Origin of the sequence: Psychrobacter sp. L7 (assembly GCF_002810365.1) — a bacterium.
Classification (GTDB): Bacteria; Pseudomonadota; Gammaproteobacteria; order Pseudomonadales; family Moraxellaceae; genus Psychrobacter; species Psychrobacter celer.
Genome location: NZ_NEXR01000006.1, coordinates 1 through 18,818, shown reverse-complemented (window position 1 = coordinate 18,818; position 18,818 = coordinate 1). Strand labels below are relative to the sequence as shown.

15 protein-coding genes are annotated in these 18,818 nt (G+C 42.8%); 11 read left to right on the top strand and 4 right to left on the bottom strand.

The window, feature by feature from the left end:
* Positions 1-41: 41 nt before the first annotated feature.
* The 3 genes from tssK to CAP50_RS07525 all read right to left on the bottom strand — a co-directional run bounded on the left by tssK (position 42) and on the right by CAP50_RS07525 (position 3,219).
* The gene (tssK, locus tag CAP50_RS07535; RefSeq protein WP_172953092.1) at positions 42-1,385 is read right to left on the bottom strand and encodes a type VI secretion system baseplate subunit TssK; all 1,344 of its coding nucleotides are present in this window, start codon (positions 1,383-1,385) and stop codon (positions 42-44) included.
* Between the two features lie 9 nt (positions 1,386-1,394).
* Positions 1,395-2,078 (bottom strand): hypothetical protein, encoded by a 684-nt coding sequence (locus tag CAP50_RS07530; RefSeq protein ID WP_100749584.1) that lies wholly within the window; start codon positions 2,076-2,078, stop codon positions 1,395-1,397.
* 103 nt (positions 2,079-2,181) lie between these two features.
* A complete protein-coding gene (locus CAP50_RS07525; protein ID WP_198411599.1) occupies positions 2,182-3,219 on the bottom strand; it encodes a M15 family metallopeptidase in 1,038 nt (345 codons plus the stop codon).
* Positions 3,220-3,512: 293 nt separating this feature from the next.
* Between CAP50_RS07525 and CAP50_RS07520 the strand changes: the two genes are divergently transcribed.
* The 11 genes from CAP50_RS07520 to CAP50_RS12710 all read left to right on the top strand — a co-directional run bounded on the left by CAP50_RS07520 (position 3,513) and on the right by CAP50_RS12710 (position 18,663).
* Positions 3,513-4,904: a hypothetical protein gene (locus CAP50_RS07520; protein WP_153045435.1), complete on the top strand. Its 1,392-nt coding sequence runs from the start codon at positions 3,513-3,515 to the stop codon at positions 4,902-4,904.
* Positions 4,905-5,013: 109 nt separating this feature from the next.
* Complete coding sequence (gene tssM / locus CAP50_RS07515; RefSeq protein ID WP_172953091.1) at positions 5,014-8,922, top strand: type VI secretion system membrane subunit TssM; 3,909 nt, start codon at positions 5,014-5,016, stop codon at positions 8,920-8,922.
* On the top strand, positions 8,919-9,869 hold the full coding sequence (gene tagF, locus CAP50_RS07510; RefSeq protein ID WP_075100801.1) for a type VI secretion system-associated protein TagF: 951 nt from the start codon (positions 8,919-8,921) through the stop codon (positions 9,867-9,869). Before tssM ends, tagF begins: the two co-directional genes overlap by 4 nt.
* A gap of 128 nt (positions 9,870-9,997) precedes the next feature.
* Positions 9,998-10,774: an OmpA family protein gene (locus CAP50_RS07505; RefSeq protein ID WP_172953090.1), complete on the top strand. Its 777-nt coding sequence runs from the start codon at positions 9,998-10,000 to the stop codon at positions 10,772-10,774.
* A 36-nt stretch (positions 10,775-10,810) separates the two neighbouring features.
* A complete protein-coding gene (locus tag CAP50_RS07500) occupies positions 10,811-13,492 on the top strand; it encodes a DUF2345 domain-containing protein (RefSeq protein ID WP_075100800.1) in 2,682 nt (893 codons plus the stop codon).
* Positions 13,489-14,811 (top strand): polymorphic toxin type 15 domain-containing protein, encoded by a 1,323-nt coding sequence (locus CAP50_RS07495; protein WP_075100799.1) that lies wholly within the window; start codon positions 13,489-13,491, stop codon positions 14,809-14,811. Before CAP50_RS07500 ends, CAP50_RS07495 begins: the two co-directional genes overlap by 4 nt.
* Positions 14,812-14,829: 18 nt before the next feature.
* The gene (locus tag CAP50_RS07490) at positions 14,830-15,543 is read left to right on the top strand and encodes a GAD-like domain-containing protein (protein WP_075100798.1); all 714 of its coding nucleotides are present in this window, start codon (positions 14,830-14,832) and stop codon (positions 15,541-15,543) included.
* A 443-nt stretch (positions 15,544-15,986) separates the two neighbouring features.
* Positions 15,987-17,384, top strand: a complete 1,398-nt coding sequence (locus CAP50_RS07485) for a DUF2345 domain-containing protein (protein WP_100749582.1) — start codon at positions 15,987-15,989, stop codon at positions 17,382-17,384.
* 2 nt (positions 17,385-17,386) lie between these two features.
* The gene (locus CAP50_RS07480; RefSeq protein ID WP_100749581.1) at positions 17,387-17,818 is read left to right on the top strand and encodes a hypothetical protein; all 432 of its coding nucleotides are present in this window, start codon (positions 17,387-17,389) and stop codon (positions 17,816-17,818) included.
* Complete coding sequence (locus tag CAP50_RS07475; protein ID WP_100749580.1) at positions 17,815-18,339, top strand: hypothetical protein; 525 nt, start codon at positions 17,815-17,817, stop codon at positions 18,337-18,339. The genes CAP50_RS07480 and CAP50_RS07475 overlap by 4 nt, the downstream gene beginning before the upstream one ends.
* Before the next feature lie 150 nt (positions 18,340-18,489).
* Positions 18,490-18,663, top strand: a complete 174-nt coding sequence (locus tag CAP50_RS12710) for a hypothetical protein (RefSeq protein ID WP_172953089.1) — start codon at positions 18,490-18,492, stop codon at positions 18,661-18,663.
* Here the strand turns inward: CAP50_RS12710 and CAP50_RS07470 are convergent.
* Positions 18,650-18,817, bottom strand: coding sequence for a transposase (locus CAP50_RS07470; RefSeq protein ID WP_342365019.1), 168 nt, complete (start codon positions 18,815-18,817; stop codon positions 18,650-18,652). The two genes, CAP50_RS12710 and CAP50_RS07470, sit on opposite strands and share 14 nt — an antisense overlap.
* Position 18,818 lies beyond the last annotated feature (1 nt).

The following is an 18,818-nucleotide window of genomic DNA, read 5'->3' as shown; positions in this document are numbered from 1 at the left end:
AGTGTATCTGAATAATAGCGCTATCAAATGATAAAGTTAGGCTAAATAATAGCCATCAGTTCAATTTTTAGATCATCAAAACCATTGGGCACATAAATACAAATCGATTCAGATTTCATCATCTCATCATACAACTCTCCTGATGGCTCAATCATAAAATAACTAAAACCTGGCCTGACAGGTATGGCACTTGGCACTTGAGTAATATGAGAAATCGGCAATCCTGGCAATGCTGATAAGACTCGCTTTTCTACAGCATCAGGCGTGGCAACCTTAAAGCGTCTTGGGACCAAATTAATCAGCTCATGCATAGGTATAGAGGAACTGATTGACAAATAAAGCTGAGCACTGCGTGTGATCTTATCGCCGCTAAGCTCACCAGTATAGTAAGAAGGTCGGGTTTGCTGTAGTGGAATTGAGACAAAATTACTGGCAATAACGGTGTTTAGCAGCTCACGGATAATCGCGATAATACTCGTAAAAGCCTCATGAGCATTATCGTGCTGGTATTGTGGTAGGCTACTCACTTTATACAATGAACTAAATGTAGCAAGCTGACTGGCCACATTTAACAGTGCTTCATAGAGACGTTCTGGATGCAGCTTTGGCTGGTTATACAGATGGCTAAGCTGCGAGTAGGATGTATTGAGCGCATGCAACAACCAAAAAGAAGCAATATCAGCAGCACGAAACTCTAGCAAATCATTACTGGTCTGCCGATGGTGATCATATAAGGCAGTTGATTTAGTGTTTATCATAGTCATCAAGCGATACAGCTGACTGAGTAAAGCAGGGTTGCTCTTGATATGTAGACTTGGCACGATATAGTCGGAATCCACTTGGTACATGCCTTGTGTGGTTCTCTCAAGCTTGGCTATCAGTAGCGAGATCGTGTCTTGGCTTGGCGGCTGGTTAGTACCGTTTATTTGCAAGCTTGGTGAGAGCTTGACCACATCAATCATGGCGGGTGCGGCCTGAGTATATAAATCCGACGCCTCAATGGTCTCTTTGCTGTATCTTGTCGGATTGTCATTACTTGAGCTTTGGATATTACTGCCATTGTTTTGTATGATCTCTAAGCTTAAATAGACATATAGCTCATCACCAAAGCCTTGACCTTCAAGCGTAAGTGGCTTTGGCAGCAAATCAGTACGCGGTGCTTGATATATCGTACCATCTGGCAGTATGCAGAATATATGCTCAGCCGCTAGTATATTACTGTCTAATAACTGCTCGTCCATCTGTATATCTACGATACCATAAGTATAAGGGTGCGTAATTGACATAATAAGCGCACGCTGAGCATGATGATAACTGTCCTGCATTTGAAAGTGCTGAGGACGTAAAAACAAACCCTCGCCCCACAATACATTATGTTTGCTCACAACAATCTCCTACAAACAGCTGACCAATGGTTGCTGATAATAATTAAGTTTTTGGGTAAAGTCAGGTGCAAGCTCAGGATTAACTCCTGAGGTAATATTCACATCACACGCACCAATATTGAGAGTCAGGGGGGTATCAAAATCTAGACTACTTAACGGGATCACAAACTGTGAACGCTTTTTTGTGTATCTTAGATTGAGCTTAATAGCAATAAAATCCATGCCCTGCGGAATAGACACCGTTACATTATTCTGACGATTAGGAATAACGCTAAACTCTTTAGAAGCAAGTGTTTCTATATCTGCCAATTGCTCTTTATTTTCTAAAAAAGCAATGTACGCTGTACTTGCGGTAGCGCTATTTGATCGCCCTGCATTGGCATCAGCCAGTGGGTGAACCTCAACTGTAATACGCTGACGTTTGAGCGCTTCTTGCAAAGACTGCTGCTCTTCACTCATAACCTCAAGACGTTGTTGCTGCATTTTTAGCTGTGCCTTAAGCGCTGCTAGCTCCGCTTTAGAATCAGAGTCCGCTATCATATTTTTTAAGCTACCCGCTAATGTCGATGCTCCGTCTGATGGCGCCTCTCCTGTAGCAGTTATCTCAGGCTTGGCACTACAGCCGACCAACATTACCCCCGACAATGCACTCATAATCGCGATTGCGCCTGCCAGCTTTTTTGTTTGATTCATACTAATTATCTGCCCTACTACGTTATTTAATGGTTAAAACGATGGATGGTTGTTTCTTTTATCAATGAGTTATCTTGACTGTTGCTCTGGTAATCACGTAATGCTATTGACGGGTTAAAATCTCGGCCATATCAGGACGACCAAGCACGCCTTTTTTACGTAGTTCAACATGACCTAAGTCCATCATCTTCCAGTCACCACCCCAAACCAAGCCAGCAGATTTCGCTACTTCGCCGTACAGCCTATAACCTTGCATGGCCCAAGGATCTTTTTCACTAATGACAATTTTTCCATTTCTGATAAACGCGCTATCCCCTGCCAGCCCAAACTGATGATAGCTTTTGTAAGAGCCAGCTTTGGTAACATGACTGCCTTTTTTTAGTAGCCTTGCTTGACGCGCAGGACTGCGATACCCCTCAAGCAGCACCATATCGTAACCATACTGCTCGCTCATGACTTTGTAAACTGTCAGTAACCGCTGAACAAAGTCTGAATTCATTTTTTTCCAATTGCGGTCGGCATTCTTAATATTAATATGCTCATTGATAAGGTGAGATGACAAGATATCGTCTGAGTAGGCTGCTGTGTCATCCATTGTCTGAATATCCATGTTTGGTTCTGCCCTCAGTAAAGACGAGCCAGATTGTGACATAGTAGAGTTAGTATTGGACCAATAACCTATATCTACCTGTTCTGCTCGATAACTGGCAATTTCGGCATCTAACTGTTCAAACAAATCTTCAGGTGGTGGAGGTGGAGGGCTCAACCGCTCACCCAGCAGTATTTGATTAACCTGTAGATTCGCATTAGAAGCGACAGTATCAGCATGATAGACAGCCAATGAATGGGTGTTTAGCAGCAAATAACATAGGCCCGCTGTCGTTATAATTATCAATGATGAGAGCAGCGTTATCACTGAACTCTTTTGTCGATAGGAGGTCAAATTCTTATTAATATGACGATAGCCACTCATTACAGCTTTATTAAGCGTCGATAAATTTGGATATCTATAACAACCGGAGACAGCACGCACGCGACCTTTTAGCGTGTACCGAAGACGGCTATATAGCTGCGGATCAAATAAGGTGATCATCACAACGATAGAAAGCACAGTGAACAACACAGCAATCAGGTAGACCATAATATAAATGACAAAAACCAAAAAAAATAAACAATTGCAGGATAAGTTAGGGCGCTATTGTAGCAACGATGCTCTAAATATCATAGAATACCCTGCAACAATACCTGTCAGTTGTTCGTTAGTTCCACAAGCTGAGTTGAGAATAATCGATGAATATAAAAAAAACGATCGTTAAATATAGTCGACAAATTTTAGGCACCATACTAGTCATTCATCTATTATTGGCTTGGATGTATTTTTCAGACAACACTCAGCAGCTAACTATAGTCAACATTGTCTTATGGTTTATCGCAGTGCCTGTATTATTGATGGGCTTTATTTTTGCGCTCAACACATGGAAAAAAAGCGCTCAAAACCCATCCAGTAATGCCGATAAGTCTGAAGAAAATGTTCCGCCTATCCAAACACCTTTATCTTATCACCTGTATATTCAAAGTAGCGTGTGCCTACCAGAAGGCAGTGACTGGCTCGATATCAGTAATGACCAGCAAGACCTGACTGTCTTAAGCGACCAACTATCTGATATCGACGGTATGCCAGTATTAACCAAACCCATTCCTGATATTGATCATCCTATTCGAGCAACATATGATGACGAGGTCCCACCTGATGCTACTTTACGAGTAAAAGCCATCATGCAGGCCTTATTACATGCTCACAGTGAGACTATCTTTTTAATCGCAGAGCATCTATCAGCAACACTATCGACTGAAAACGAGCATAACGCTGCAATAGAGGCACATCCAAAGTGGCAGCAACACTACATCGTCAAAAACACCCCATCGGCAACGGAGCCAGCTTTGCCTGATAGCAGGCCTTCTATCGATCTATCGGTATTTTTATGTCTTCCTAAAGAGGCAGATGCGTCAATACTCAAAAGTGTTTTGAGCGAGCAGCTTTACGAGCTCACCTTGCCTACAGAAGCTTTTACTATCGATAGCATAGTCATAGAAGACAACACTCCTGATCACGAATCAGATGGCAGTTTGACCGATAGTAGTGGCAGCCCTGATCACTTCATCAACAGTTATCTTGCAGCCTTATCCATGTCTGACACCCCTAAGGTCTGTATGCTGCTCATCGCAGACTCACAGATCAGTGAGGACTGGATAGCGCTAAATACAGTCAATGCATCAAGCATTCCTACAGAAGCTGGTGTGTTACTTATGTTTTATAATAACGCTGCCCAAAAAACGCTTCTCATCGATGACGCTGTTTATTGTGCCATGACTCCTGCAAACAACGAGGCAGCAGTCCAAAAGCCGTCCCACAACGAGACTCGGAAATATGCTCACGACCTTGCGATCATCAGAGAGTACCTCTTACACCATCGGTTGTCAGCGGACGAGTACAATCAAAACAACACAACCAACGAAGTAAATAATTACGATAAGAACGTGATGACTGATATGGATATCATTTTAATGTCTGACATAAATCCAGTATCACAAGCTTATGATACCAGCACCTTTATGGCGTTAGCAGATGCGCTTTTAGCACAACAAGCGCTAGTAAATGAACATCATTTAGGGCATTATATGCCACTTAACCCTTGGTTAAAACCGTTTATCGCAATATCTTTGTTTATTAATCACACACAATCTGATCACACCGCATCAGATTTCTTATTTTTAGTGACCAAACATAAGCCGTATTGTGTGCTATGGCATACTATTTCGCCGTAACTCACCCTCATAATCTTTACATTATTTCAGTCTTCTGTTTATAGCATCACAAACGCACTAGGTAGCAAGTATGTTTTCAAGGCTCTATCACCTCATCTATGATCCTCGAGTGTTACTCTTTTTAGGCGCCATTGTTGCCCTTATATTGTTGTACGATTATCTGCCCTTTCAGGCTTTTTTGATCACTGTGGCGCTTTTGCTCATTAGTACACTATTAGGAGCAGGCCTTTATTATTGGTACAAAAAACGCAAAAAGGCATCTGACGATCTGGCAAACTTGGTTGAAGATAATGACACAGCCACGCATCCTGTGACGAAGACTGAAGACGCTCAAGAAGTACAAGCACTTCGCGGGCAAATACAAGAGGCAATCAAAACCATCCGTCAATCAAAACTGGGGGATCAAACTGGCAAAGCGGCTTTGTATGAACTACCTTGGTATATGGTCATTGGTAATCCTGCCGCAGGGAAAAGCTCAGCTGTACTTCACTCCGGACTTAACTTTCCATTTATGGAAAAGACCAACCAGTTATCAGTAAAAGGGGTCGGCGGCACGCGAAACTGTGATTGGTTTTTTTCAACCGAAGGCATTTTGTTGGACACGGCTGGTCGTTATTCAGCTTACGACGAAGATCGTTCAGAGTGGCTATCGTTTTTAAATTTACTCAAAAAAAACCGCCCCAAGGCACCCATCAATGGCATTATCATCGCGGTCAGTATCGCCGAGCTGACTAAAAATGACCCCAATTATGCACTGGATCTGGCAAAAAACCTGCGCAGCCGCGTTCAAGACCTAACAGAACAGCTAGAAGTGTACGCACCTGTTTATGTGGTCTTTACCAAAATGGATTTGGTATCAGGTTTTCGTGATTTTTTTCAGGACTATGAGCAAGCAGAGCGTGACCAAGTATGGGGCGCGACCATCCCTTACCCAGACGATCCCGACAATATTAATATCACCGATGTCTTTGAAGAACACTTTAATATTTTGGTTAATGGTTTAAAAGATCTGAGCACAACCAAGCTTTCATTACGCCATCAGCGTACCGTATCGCCAAGCTTAATGACATTTCCTATGGAGTTTCAGTCGTTACGCCCTATGATACGAACACTCATGCATGCTTTGTTTGAAGACAACCCATTTCAGTTCAAGCCAATATTGCGCGGGTTTTATTTTACCAGCGCCTTACAAGAAGGTCAGGTCAATAGTCAAATGACGCTGCAAATGGTGGAAAACTATCATTTACAGCCAAGCACCACATCGCCTCTTAGTGATAAAAACCACCATAAAAACGACAACACCGCTTACTTTTTACATGACTTGTTTTCAAAGGTGGTTTTAAAGGACAAGCACTTAGTCAAGCAGTACAAAAATCGCACAAAACGCAGTTATAGAGCTGTCATTACGCTTGCTGCCGTCGTTCTGTTGTGTACCGCCTCCGGCTTATGGACTTGGTCATATGCTAATAACAAACAATTAACTGAGCGTGTTATCGCTGATTTACAACAAGTGGCTCACATGCAAAACAACACGAATGGTGATTTGCAAACACAACTTGAGTCATTGGCTATTTTGCAAAGCCGCATCGAACAACTAGAGGCTTATGAAAAAGATCGACCATTATCGTTAGGTTTTGGGCTATATCAAGGCGATACTCTCAAACATAAACTGCTAGCAGAGTACTTTCACGGTATTAATATTATTGTACTATCGCCGACCAAACAAAATATTGAGGCGTTTTTGACACAGGTGAATGCCAATGCGTCAAAACTTAAGGCCAAACAGACAAGTGAGGATGATAAAGACGCTATAGATACCTACGTGCAGTCAGACCCAACCGACGTAGAAGATGCTTATAACGCGCTAAAAGCGTACTTAATGTTGAGCGATCATGAGCATTTAGAAGCCAGCCATCTCAGCGATCAAATGACTAGGTTTTGGCGTACTTGGCTAGAAGCCAATCGTGCCGATATGCAACGTGATAAAATGATTCGTCAAGCTGAGCGTATTTTAGCTTTCACTCTATCTCATACTAATGACGCCAGCTTCCCTCGTATTCAAAACGATTTGGCTCTAGTTGATAATACACGCGCGACTTTGACCAAAGTGAGCAAAGGACAGCCTGCTCGCGAGCGCGTTTATGCTGAGATAAAAATGCGCGCCTCATCGCGCTTTCCCTCAGTGACAGTGGCACAAATAACTCGAAATCCCCCTACAGAGGCATTGCTTGGGGGCTATGTGATTTCAGGCACCTTTACCAAAAACGCTTGGTCATCGTTTATTAGTAATGAAATTGATAAGGCAGCAACCAACAAAATTGTCGCAGATGACTGGGTACTGGCAACCAGCAGCAAAGATGACTTGACACTAACTGGTAGTCCTGAACAAATCCGCCAGTATCTCGTCAATCGCTATAAGCAAGAATATATTGCAGAGTGGAAACGTTTTTTGTCTCAAGTATATATACGAGATAGTAAAGACTTCAAAGATCATGCCATGCTGTTAAGTCAATTATCAAATACCAAGCAATCTCCTCTTATTACTCTATTTGATACTGTTGATCGTCAAACGCAATGGGATAGCGCAAACTATCAAAACCCAGCTCAATCTGATGAGTCAAAACGATCATTTGTGGATTGGTTTAAACAAACCATATTGCGTCAAAGTCCTACAGAATTAAAACAAGCTCAGACAATGCTAAATAATAACGCCGCACACTCAGCGTCTGCCACGGCAACAAAGTCTGGAGCAATAGCACAAGAGTTTGCCGCCATACATGCATTGGTTACGCCGCGCGAGGACAACCAAGATTTATCGTTATTAGATAACTACTTGACAAGCTTGGGTGGAATTAGGACACGATTCAACAATATCACGAGAAGTGATGACATTGGCCCTGATGCTCTGCTCTTTGCTTCCCAAACACTAAGTAGTGAGGGCTCCGAGCTGACTCAATCTTTACAGATATTAGATGAACAAATCTTGAGCCAATCCAATTCACAAATCAAACAGCTGATTCGGCCCTTATTAAGTGAACCGCTTACCCGCTCGTTTAACATGCTGCTCACACCGACCAAAACTGAAATTAATAAAGTTTGGCAAGCTCAAGTGTATAAGCCATTTTTGGACGACCTAGCTGGCAAGTATCCTTTTACTCAAAACGCAAATTTAGAGGCAACACCTGCTGAGATTGGCCAGTTTTTTGGTGATGATGGCTATGTAGCAAGGTTTGTAGATGAGATCCTCTCTCCCTTTATTATTCGCCGCGGTGATCAGATATCGAGCAAAATTTGGAATGGTGCAGGACTTGGTCTAAATCCTAAGTTTGTTGCCGATTTTGGACGCTACTTTGTCAATTACACAGGGAGCCAACGCACAAACTCCTCTAATAGTAACAGTACTGCTAAGCAAACCACCTTTCAAATCATGCCTCTACCTGTCAGTGGACTGACCGAGTACACGATAGTTTTAGATGGTCAGCAGTTACGGTACCGTATGGGTACGCAGGCATGGACGACCTTTGTATGGCCAAATCCAAGCAGTCAACCCGGAGCAAGCATACGCGCCAAAGACTACGATGGTCGGGATTATACGATCTTAGAAGAAGCTGGTAGTTTTGGCGTAGAGCGTTTTATTAATGCAGCACAAAGAACTGAGCTTGGTAATGATGTGTTTGAGATGACTTGGGCAGGTGATGGGGTGACGGTTTCGGTACGCTTTAGAATCATCAGTGGTAGTGCTAATACAAACGCTTCAGGGCAATCAGACAACCCATTTACTGGCATGAAACTGCCTGAAGAAGTCATTGGCATTGGTGTAACTCGCACCGCCAAACCCACCGATGAGGATAGCCAGCATTCTACACCCCAAAGCACCCAAACGCCGATAAGCAGCAATGAGGGCTCAGCTGAAAACATGACAGCTCATGATGACGGCGTACTCAGTCCGCCTAACACAGATAACGCTACCGGCGCCAGCCGCCCAAGCGATGCGCTCATCGAGGAGCCAACATCATGATACCTGATACGCTTCCTTTGGTTTACTTTGGCAAACTACCTTGTCGTGGCGATTTTGTTCGTTCGCGCTCGCACATGAGCGAGATCAATGTCATTGATCAGTGGGTCAGTCAAGCACTATCTGAATCAGCGGATGAGATGGATACTTCATTAGCCCTCCACTTTAGCCATGTTGATACCGCAGAAAACAAAATCATGACTGGCGTACTAATATCTAGCTATGATAGTGGTAATCGCCAATACCCATTCATCGGCTTTGGACTTATGCACCTCAATAAGCCTAAAGCATGGATGCAATACTTACCCATAAAATCAGCGGGCATGTGGCATGATATCCATCAAACCTTAGATCAAGCACGATCTCAGGTCGACAACACACAGATAACGGAGACGCTCAACCAAAGCTTTGTTTCGATTGATCATAATGCCAGTACACATTATTACGACTTTATTAACTCTACCACATTGCAAGAAGGCGCGATGATGATAGATATTGATAAGGCCTCTTTGATTGAGCAGATCATCGCGACAGGGTTACTGTTTTTACCCACATTTACCAAAGGCTTCCATGGTCTAAATAAGGCTATTTACTGGTCATTGCCTGATAACAAGACGCAAGCCATTTATTTTGCTTCTTTTTGGCACGACCTCATTCATGGGTTTTATGCACCGCATCAGTTGTACTTTAACAGCTATTTTTACTGGCGTGACGGGCATTATCACCTCCTAATGAGTTTTTCAAAACCGGCCGCCACTACATTGATGCAAATACTGACAGGTACGTCAACAAAACATGAAAGCTGGGTCAATATCGCCGATAGCTCATGGACACAGCAGTTTATTGATGATGATATCGGCCTGACTCGATTTCACAATATATTATTACAAGATGATGCCTATTTATATGATGTTAGGCAATTATTCAAGACGATATTTTTGGCAAAATAATATTTGAGCAGTCATCATAGTTGATGGCTTTGACCTCTAAGTTTTATCAGTATAAAAAATAAAAAGGCATTTGTATGCGCATATCTGCACTCTCGCAACGATCCGCCCTTACCCGCCGGGCTCCTATCATGATATTTACAACTGCGTTACTGGCCAGTATTGCAGTTTTTGCCGCTCAAGATAACACCTTTATTGACACCAACCATGTAGAGGTACCCGTTGTCATCAAAGGGGTGGTCGCTACCAGCTCCGATAAAGATCAATTGCTTGATAAACTCAAGGCCCAATATCCAAATAAACCTGTACGAGATGAGATAGAAGTTCGCTCAAATATCAACATCCCTACCAATTGGCAACAAATAGCGACTGCCATTATCGACAGTGATATCTCGAATATCAGACAAGGACGTATTGATATTCATGGTACTACTATCAGCCTACATGGCAAAGTCAATAGTATTGAACAAAAACAAGCCATCCAAAACCGCATCCACACTCGCTTAACAGATCTTTACCAGCTTGATAATAAGTTGGTGGTCACAGCAGGTGAGCAACGCTTGATCGATGACACCTTGGGTAATCGTATCGTAGAGTTTGAGTCCGGTAGTGCCAACTTGACACCTTTAGGGCTGGGTATCTTAGATGATATGGCAGGCGTGCTTACGCGTATTGGTGATAAATCGGTTGTCATTACTGGCCATACTGACAATACAGGTAACCCAGAGGCCAACTTATTGCTTTCAAACGAACGTGCTGAAGCAGTTAAGCAGTATCTAATTGGTCGTAATATTGATGCCACAAGATTGAGTACCGCGGGAAAAGGCGATAAGGATCCTATCGCTAGTAATGACAGCGACGAGGGACGCCGACGCAATCGCCGTATTGAATTCACTCTGGCCGAATAATAGGAGTCGGGACAACCGATAAGGAGCACCGTACCCATGCTACGCCTAACCAACACTATCGTACCCATGCATGCCGATAGGCTATATGCCAGTGAAGGCAATACCCAAGCTGCTTATGCAAGCGCTAAACAGCAACTAAAACAGCATAAAAATTGGCTGCAGAATCTCATTAGAACGACTAATGAAGCCGGTCTCCTTGCACTCCTCAACGCCAATAACAGCCAGCAACACGGTATTGACACCTATGTGCTGCATATCTACATTCATGAACGTCATCACCCACCATTTATGTCGCTAGATGCGTTTGTTGGTAGCTCTTTAACCCTAAGCTTTGACACCCCAAGTGGGCATGCCTATCGTCATCTATATATCACCGCCCTTTGCCAGCTCGATCATGATGGCAGCTATGGCTACTATCGACTCATCGCACAGCCCGCCACTTATCGCTTGCATCAGCATCTGCGCAGCCAGATAGATACCGACCTGTCGGTACAAGCCATGGTAACAGAACGCGTCGCCATGCAAGAGATAGACGTGATCGATGATAGTGGTACTGATAGCAGTAGTGAGAAAAACGCCAGTTGGACCCCAGCACGCATGACCCAGTGGCAAAGCAGTGACTGGAGTCATATCTGCGAACGCCTCTCACGCCAAGGACTCACCGCTTACCTCAGGCACGCGCAAACCGAGGAGCACGCACCGCCCACCCTTATTATTACTTCAGCTCATCCTAGTGATGAAGATGGTATCAGTCAAAGCATCGGCTCAGTACGTTATCAGCAAGTGCTACATGATCGCGCTCACGCGCCAATCTTAGCCCTTAGTGAACAAATCATCACCCAGCCGAGTACCGTCACGGTGCAACGCTTTAATAGCGCTAGCGTGGCCCACCCGGTCCAGTCAGCAAATATAGCTATCAGTGATAGTGAGGCAGATAGCCAAACCAATACGTCTACCCTTACGATCGACACTCCAGCCGCCTTTGCTCCAGTGACTGATACCGAGACGATTGATGACGCTACTATCATGGCAAATAGTCACCACAGTCGCTACAGCGTCTACCATGCGCTTGCTCACTGTACTGATTTAAACGTTGCGGACACTTTTACTCTAGTAGGTCATAACCATCTTAATCAGCATTACCGCGCCACTCATATCGTGCATTTAGCACGCAATAGCCTCGCTCATGTCACAGGACTCACGATCAGCCGTCGTCATCAGCAGCGCCATGCCTCAGATCTAAAAGCAGGTACTCACTTAACCCAGCTCAGACTGATCACCGCTGATACGCCTTGGGTAGGTGCGCTATACAGCAGACAAGCACTCCCGCCAGCGACGGGGCTCACAGATAGCCAGTCTGACACGGACAGTCGCAATCATATGACGCCGACACGCCACTATTTATTAGACAGCCCTGCTCAACCTATCAATCGATTAGAAGCCCAAGCAGGAAGCAATTATGGTAGCCACTTTACCCATAGAGCAGATGATCAAACTCTGATGCAAGCTATCGGTGATAGTGAGCATCTGACGAATACCGGTAGCTTATTATCATCAAGTCGCCCTAGCCTGTTTGCCACTGACAATGAGCAAGCGGTCGAGAGCGGTTATCGCAACACGGATAACGGCCTATCTGAATGGGTGACTGACCATCGTACAGAGCAAGCTTATTCACAGCTACAAGTCGATAGTGGCAAGGTTAGTGCCACGATAAAGATGGGCGTCATTAACCCTGCAGATAATGGCACTAAGCGCGAAGGTATTAGCGCCACTACCAATGCCCAAATCAATATCAAGTCAGGTGAAGCCTTAGCCCTTTCCACTCAACCGCAAACCCACGCGCAAACAGGACAACATAATTACCAACACCACACCCCGACCCTCACCCAAACTAGTCTTGGCGGTCAGCACTTAGCGGAGCGTTTAACGCAGTTAGCAACGGGACTTGGTAGACAGGTTAATGACCATAACGCGATTAAGACCCAACTTGAAACTATCGCAGAAGAACAGCAAACCAAAACCCATCAAACAACGCCATTCACGCTCATTGATAGTGCGGCTGATACCGGTTATGTCAGTGATGACCTACTCATTCACCGGTCAATGGGTGAAATGATAATGACCTCGCAGCAAGATATGTTAACTAGTAGTGGTGATAGCCATAACCAAGTCAGCAGCGAGTCACTCAATATAGTAGCCGATGGTCAATTTAGCATGACCAATGCCAAAGACAATATCACCCTCTCAGCGCATACAGGAAAACTGGAAGCCACGGCAAAACAAGATGTGAATATCGCCTCCTCGACTAAGGAAGTTGAGATAGTAGCAACGAATAAGATTACGCTGACGGCTGGTGGAGCCAGTATCACTTTGGATGGTGGTGATATTACCATTACGGCTAAGCAGTTTACGGAGAAAGCTGGGAAGCATAGTAAGGCTGGGGGCGGTGTTGATGGTCAATTTGTTTCAGGCTTACCTTCTAATATCTTGGACGAACCACCAACCTTTATCGAGCTTAATTATCTACACGATGATGAGACTCCAGTAAGCAGTGCGCCTTATAGAGTTGAGTTCGCAGATGGCTCTGTCAGAGAAGGCATTTTAGATGAAAATGGCTTTGCTCGTTTAGAAGGTGTGCCTAAGGGTCAAGCTCATGTTTATTATGGTGAAGACCCTGCTGACTTCAAGCCTGATATAGATATGGAGGATGGTATATGAGTAGTAATGGCTTTGGCGGCGGCGCACTAGGGATTAGTAACATAGGGAAGGATTACACTCCTCAAAAATATAAGAAAGCCAAACAAGAAAAGCCCACAGGCTGGTTTAAAGCATTAAAAGAAGAGACAGGTTCGTTTCTAGCAGGTGAAAACACCTCGTCTTGGGCACTATTCGCTGAAATTGTGATCGGTGCAGTTCCTATTGCAGGACAGCTTATTGATGCGCGAGACATCATCAAGGCAGTCATGAACCTAAAAGACAAGCCCTCTGATACTACTTTGTGGTTTTTACTCATAGCAGCATTAATAGGGCTGATCCCTGTCGTTGGTGATGCGGTCAAAAGTGCCATTAAAGCAGTGAAAATTGGCGGTAAAAATCCTGCTGATTTATTTGCCTTTATCAGAAAATTTGGTAAAGGTAATGCAGAGCAAGCGCTAAAGAAAGCGTTAGATGTTAGTAAGCTAAAAGGGTTACTGAATAGTATCTTGACCCCTAAGTTTCTAAACAGTTTAAGTAAGTCTAATAAGCAAAAGCTGATACAGATTCAAAAGGACTTTGATCGTTTCGGTCAGCAAATTATCAATGAGATTGATGGATGGTCAAAGATGACACCGGCTACGGCGAGTGTTAATAGCGCAGGTGTGGGTCGGACAGCTGGTAATAAACCCAGCACAGCATTGGCATCAACCAACCGAAAAGCTTCTGGCGAAACAGTCAGTCATAATAGCAGTATCACGTCGAGACCTGCTAGAAAAGGCGTTATGAAAAAACATACCCCTAAATGCTTTAAGCCAAGTAAAAGCTTAAAGAGTAGGTTTGCTAAAGACAGTAAAGCAAATGCAAAGTTTGAAAAAGAGTACTATCGTCAATTAAAAGACCAAGAAGCTGGACTGAACAACTTAACTGTTGATGAGTATTTGACAGGTCGTGATGCCTTTAAAACGCATGGCAGACCGAAAAGTAATGGGGCGCAGGCAAACGCTAGAACAGAGTATGAAGATAAGATCAATGAGTCTTTAAAAAATAGCTATGAGAAACAAGGAAAATCTCCTAGAGAAGCTAAACGGTTGGCGAACAAACGCACTCCTGAAATAATGAAAGACCTGAATGCTTTACATGATCCTGATATGATTGCAGGTGGTAAAGATAAAATTAATCGACTGGGTCGTGCTGATGTGAATAAGTCCATAGGTGGACAATGGTCTAATAAAGTTGAAGCAAATAGTAGAGTTGCACAGATGGATAAGGCCGCTAAAGAAGCACAAAAGTCTCAAGGCGGGCAAACCAAAATGAAGGTAGAATTAAACCGTTGTAGATAATTAAAATAGGAAATTGTAATGAATAATTTTATTATTGATGAAGGATTTGACTTGTTTATGGAAGATTTTGGACAACCTGACTGGCAACAGCCTGCCGATCAGGCAATTCTAGATTATTATAAAGGTAAATTGCCTGATAAGCTTCTTTTCTATTGGGAGAAAATGGGCTTCTGCCGCTTTAAGCAAGGCTTGTTTTGGATAGTCAATCCAACTGATTATGAAGATGAACTAGCCCTTTGGTTAGGTGAGGACGTTCTAAAACAAGATAACTACTATGTTATCGCTCGTAGTGGCTTTGGCAAGTTATACGTTTGGGGTGAAAAAATAGGTCATGCCTATACAATTACTCCAACTCTTGGTTGGGTTTATCAAGAAAAAGGGGAAGCGAAAGATATTGCAAAAGGCCTAGCAGATAGAAAAATTGAATTATTTTTTGCTTTTAAAGAGACAAAATATGTTGATATGGTTGATAACAATAGCAAACCTCTATTCAAGCGTTGTGTGAAAAAATTTGGAGCACTTGAATACGATGAAATGTTTGGCTTTGTCCCTGCCCTTGCGATTAGTGATAATGCTTCTATCAAAAATATAGATAAGATGAATATCTTTGTCCATCTCAATCTTTTACCCGACTTGATTGAGATTCAGTACATCGACTTTAAGAGATTAGGACAAACAGCATTTGGCGTTGATGATGATTCAAACTTACTTGATTTAGATGACTTAATATAAGTAATTATTTAAGCCACCTTCGGGTGGTTTTTTTGTCGTTCGTTAAATAAGAAACATCTCAAACTCAAAGCATTCAACTTAACTTCAAATTATAGGCATTACTCAGCATAAAAACTCCAACCACGACCACCCTCTGCGAACGTCAGATGCCACCGCTAGCCCTGATTGCAGAGGATATCCTTGGCTGATCCCAGGATTACAGGAACTCAGGCAGAGACGTTATCGCAAAGCAGGAACGGCACGGTCTTTAGTGCCTGCTCCTGTGGGCAGTTAAAATAGCAGCGGAAAGCAGGAGTGGCTACAAACTGTTTTGCTATAATCTTATCACCCCAACAAGCAACTACTTATTAGATAACCCCGCCCAAGCAATTAACCGTATTGAGGCCCAAGCAGGAAGCAATTATGGCAGCCACTTTACCCATAGAGCAGATGACCAAACTCTGATGCAAGCTATCGGTGATAGTGAGCATCTGACGAATACCGGTAGCTTATTATCATCAAGTCGCCCTAGCCTGTTTGCCACTGACAATGAGCAAGCGGTCGAGAGCGGCTATCGCAACACTGAAAACGGCCTATCTGAATGGGTGACTGACCACCGTACAGAGCAAGCTTACTCTCAGCTACAAGTAGACAGTGCTGGGATATCCGCCAGTCTAAAAATGGGCGTGATCAATCCATCAGACACCGCCAAACGTCAAGGGATCAATGCGGCCACCAACGCGCAGATCAGTATCAAATCAGGGGAAGCACTTGTTCTATCCACTCAGCCGCAGACCCACGCGCAAACAGGACAGCATAACTACCAGCACCACACCCCGACTCTGGCCCAAACTGCATTAGGTGGTCAGCATTTAACTGAGCGTTTGACGCAACTGGCAACGGGACTTGGTCGTAATGTGAACGACCATAAAGCGATTAAAGCCCAGCTTGAGACTATTGCAGAGGAACAGCAAACCAAAACCCATCAATCCACGCCATTCACGCTGATTGATAGTGCGGCTGATAGCAGCTATGTCAGTGAAGACACGCTCATTCAACGTTCAATGGGTGAAATGATTACTACGACTCAAGCGAACATGATGATCAGTAGTGGCGATAGCCATAATCAAATCAGCAGCGAATCACTCAATATAGTCGCCGATGGTCAATTTAGCATGACCAATGCCAAAGAAAATATCACCCTATCCGCCCATACAGGGAAACTGGAAGCAACCGCCAAGCAAGATGTGAACATCGCCTCCTCAACTAAAGAGGTAGAAGTCGTGGCAACCAATAAAGTGACGATAACGGCAGGCGGTGCGAGTATTACTCTTGATGGTAGCAATATCACTATCGCCGCCAAAGAGGTGACGGAGAAAGGGGGTAAGCATAGTAAGGCGGGAGGTGGAATGGATGGGCTGGGGCTTGGGGTATTGCCGAGTTTGATAGCGGGAGCAATGTACAAGGCACAATTTAGATTTGCTGACGATAATGATATTGCTTATGCCAATACACCGTATATTGCTATTAATGAAAATACAAAAGAGACTTTTGAAGGCATAACTGATACTGAGGGAAATACGGAAACTTTCTTTAGCTCTAACTCCAATAAGATTAAAGTGCATCTAAGAAATGAAGACCCTTGGGGATCTATTGAACTTTATAAAGTTAAATTTAAATTTAAATTTACTGATGATGATGGTAACCCTTATAGCCATGTTCATTATCGTGCAATATCTGAGGTAAAAGAGTTAATTTATTTTGGAATCACTAATGCTGAGGGTGAAACTGAAAACCTTGTATCATCACTTGAGGAAAACTTTAATGTTCACCTTTACCTATCAACGAATGGAGATTATTAGTTATGCAAAAACCGCCTCAATATTCTACAGATAAAACTACCTTAGATGGTGAAACTAAACAGGTGAAGATTACAAAGGGGAACAAAAATTTAAAAGCTTGTCCTGTATTTGATAATTTGGTGCTCAGTGCAAAGGGATCTGAATATTTAGATGACATTAACTCTCGTCTTAAACTTGGTAGCTGGCTAACAAGATTTTTAGGTATAGGAGGAGTAGCTACTGTCTTTATAGGCGGAACAACTTTAAATGCAGAAGTTGCAGTAAAATCAACAGACTGGATAATGCTTGCAGAAGGTATGAGAGACGTGAGTAAGATAACTCGACGAAAAGTTGAAGACATAGCAGGTATGGCTGTCATTGACCTTCAAAATGATGGAGCAAGTAACGATGAAATTAAATTCTTTAAATCTATTTACGATGGATGTATACCATGAAAAAAACTATATTCTTTTCATTAATATTAATCATATTTTCAGTATCGGCTTGTGCTAAAACAGAGACACAATTAGAGGATAAAATTACTCTAGAATCAGCAATAGAACAGTACGAGAACACTATAGATCTATGCACTGCTGAAGAAAAAAACAGAGCTTTACCTAATGAAAATACTTTAAAGAAGATAAGTGAAATTGACATAAAAAAAGTTAAAGATTACATATTATATCGTTCAGATATCAACTATAAGATATGTATGCTTAAAAATGGTGCAGCTCCACTTGAATATTTTGTAGCTTTATCAACAGATAAGGCAAAAAGCTCCGCAGTACGAAAAAGAGCACGTTTAATTTCTGAAGAAATAGTCAGCAGTCATATAATAGATAAAGTAAATAATATTTCAAATTTAACATCAGAAGAAATGTTACAACTAAAGTCAATCGGTTATTTAAATACAAGCTTTGATGCGGTTAAAACATATGATGCTTTAAAATCTTATAACAGCCAAAAAATCGATTGACTTAATGATAGAAATTAGAATAGTAAGAAGCAGTGCACTTTGATGTTTGATCTGAATGAGTAGATAGATATATTGAAGCGATTAAGGTTCATTACTTCTTTTTTTATCATATTAATAGCTACTTCTTGCCAAACTAAAACAAAGGTTGTTATGCCTGATAAACCTTTAGAAATTGCTTTGAATATGACGGCCGAAGAGTTATATAACGCTAATCCTGAATACAAAGCGTTTCAAGAAGGTGATGTTCAACCTATGGGAGTTACCTTTCAAGGATATGACTTTCCAAGATATAAAAAGCCTACCGTTATAGTCAGTCTAGAATAAAAGAGATACAACCCATATCATGAAACAGCTTAGGTAGATTATTCTCCATCCAGCCTTGACGTAGAAATTTTGCCTGTGCCCACTTCTTTTCAATGGGGTTTAGATCAGGGCTGTAGGGTGGCAACCAAAGAATACGATGGCCATGTCTGTTCAGT

Coding starts and splice junctions, on each gene's coding strand:
- CAP50_RS07530 (WP_100749584.1), bottom strand. CDS start 2,078: ATGAATCAAACAAAAAAGCTGGCAGGCGCAATCGCGATTATGAGTGCA.
- CAP50_RS07525 (WP_198411599.1), bottom strand. CDS start 3,219: ATGGTCTACCTGATTGCTGTGTTGTTCACTGTGCTTTCTATCGTTGTG.
- tagF (WP_075100801.1), top strand. CDS start 8,919: ATGATACCTGATACGCTTCCTTTGGTTTACTTTGGCAAACTACCTTGT.
- CAP50_RS07505 (WP_172953090.1), top strand. CDS start 9,998: ATGATATTTACAACTGCGTTACTGGCCAGTATTGCAGTTTTTGCCGCT.
- CAP50_RS07500 (WP_075100800.1), top strand. CDS start 10,811: ATGCTACGCCTAACCAACACTATCGTACCCATGCATGCCGATAGGCTA.
- CAP50_RS07495 (WP_075100799.1), top strand. CDS start 13,489: ATGAGTAGTAATGGCTTTGGCGGCGGCGCACTAGGGATTAGTAACATA.
- CAP50_RS07490 (WP_075100798.1), top strand. CDS start 14,830: ATGAATAATTTTATTATTGATGAAGGATTTGACTTGTTTATGGAAGAT.
- CAP50_RS07485 (WP_100749582.1), top strand. CDS start 15,987: ATGCAAGCTATCGGTGATAGTGAGCATCTGACGAATACCGGTAGCTTA.
- CAP50_RS07480 (WP_100749581.1), top strand. CDS start 17,387: ATGCAAAAACCGCCTCAATATTCTACAGATAAAACTACCTTAGATGGT.
- CAP50_RS07475 (WP_100749580.1), top strand. CDS start 17,815: ATGAAAAAAACTATATTCTTTTCATTAATATTAATCATATTTTCAGTA.
- CAP50_RS12710 (WP_172953089.1), top strand. CDS start 18,490: ATGCCTGATAAACCTTTAGAAATTGCTTTGAATATGACGGCCGAAGAG.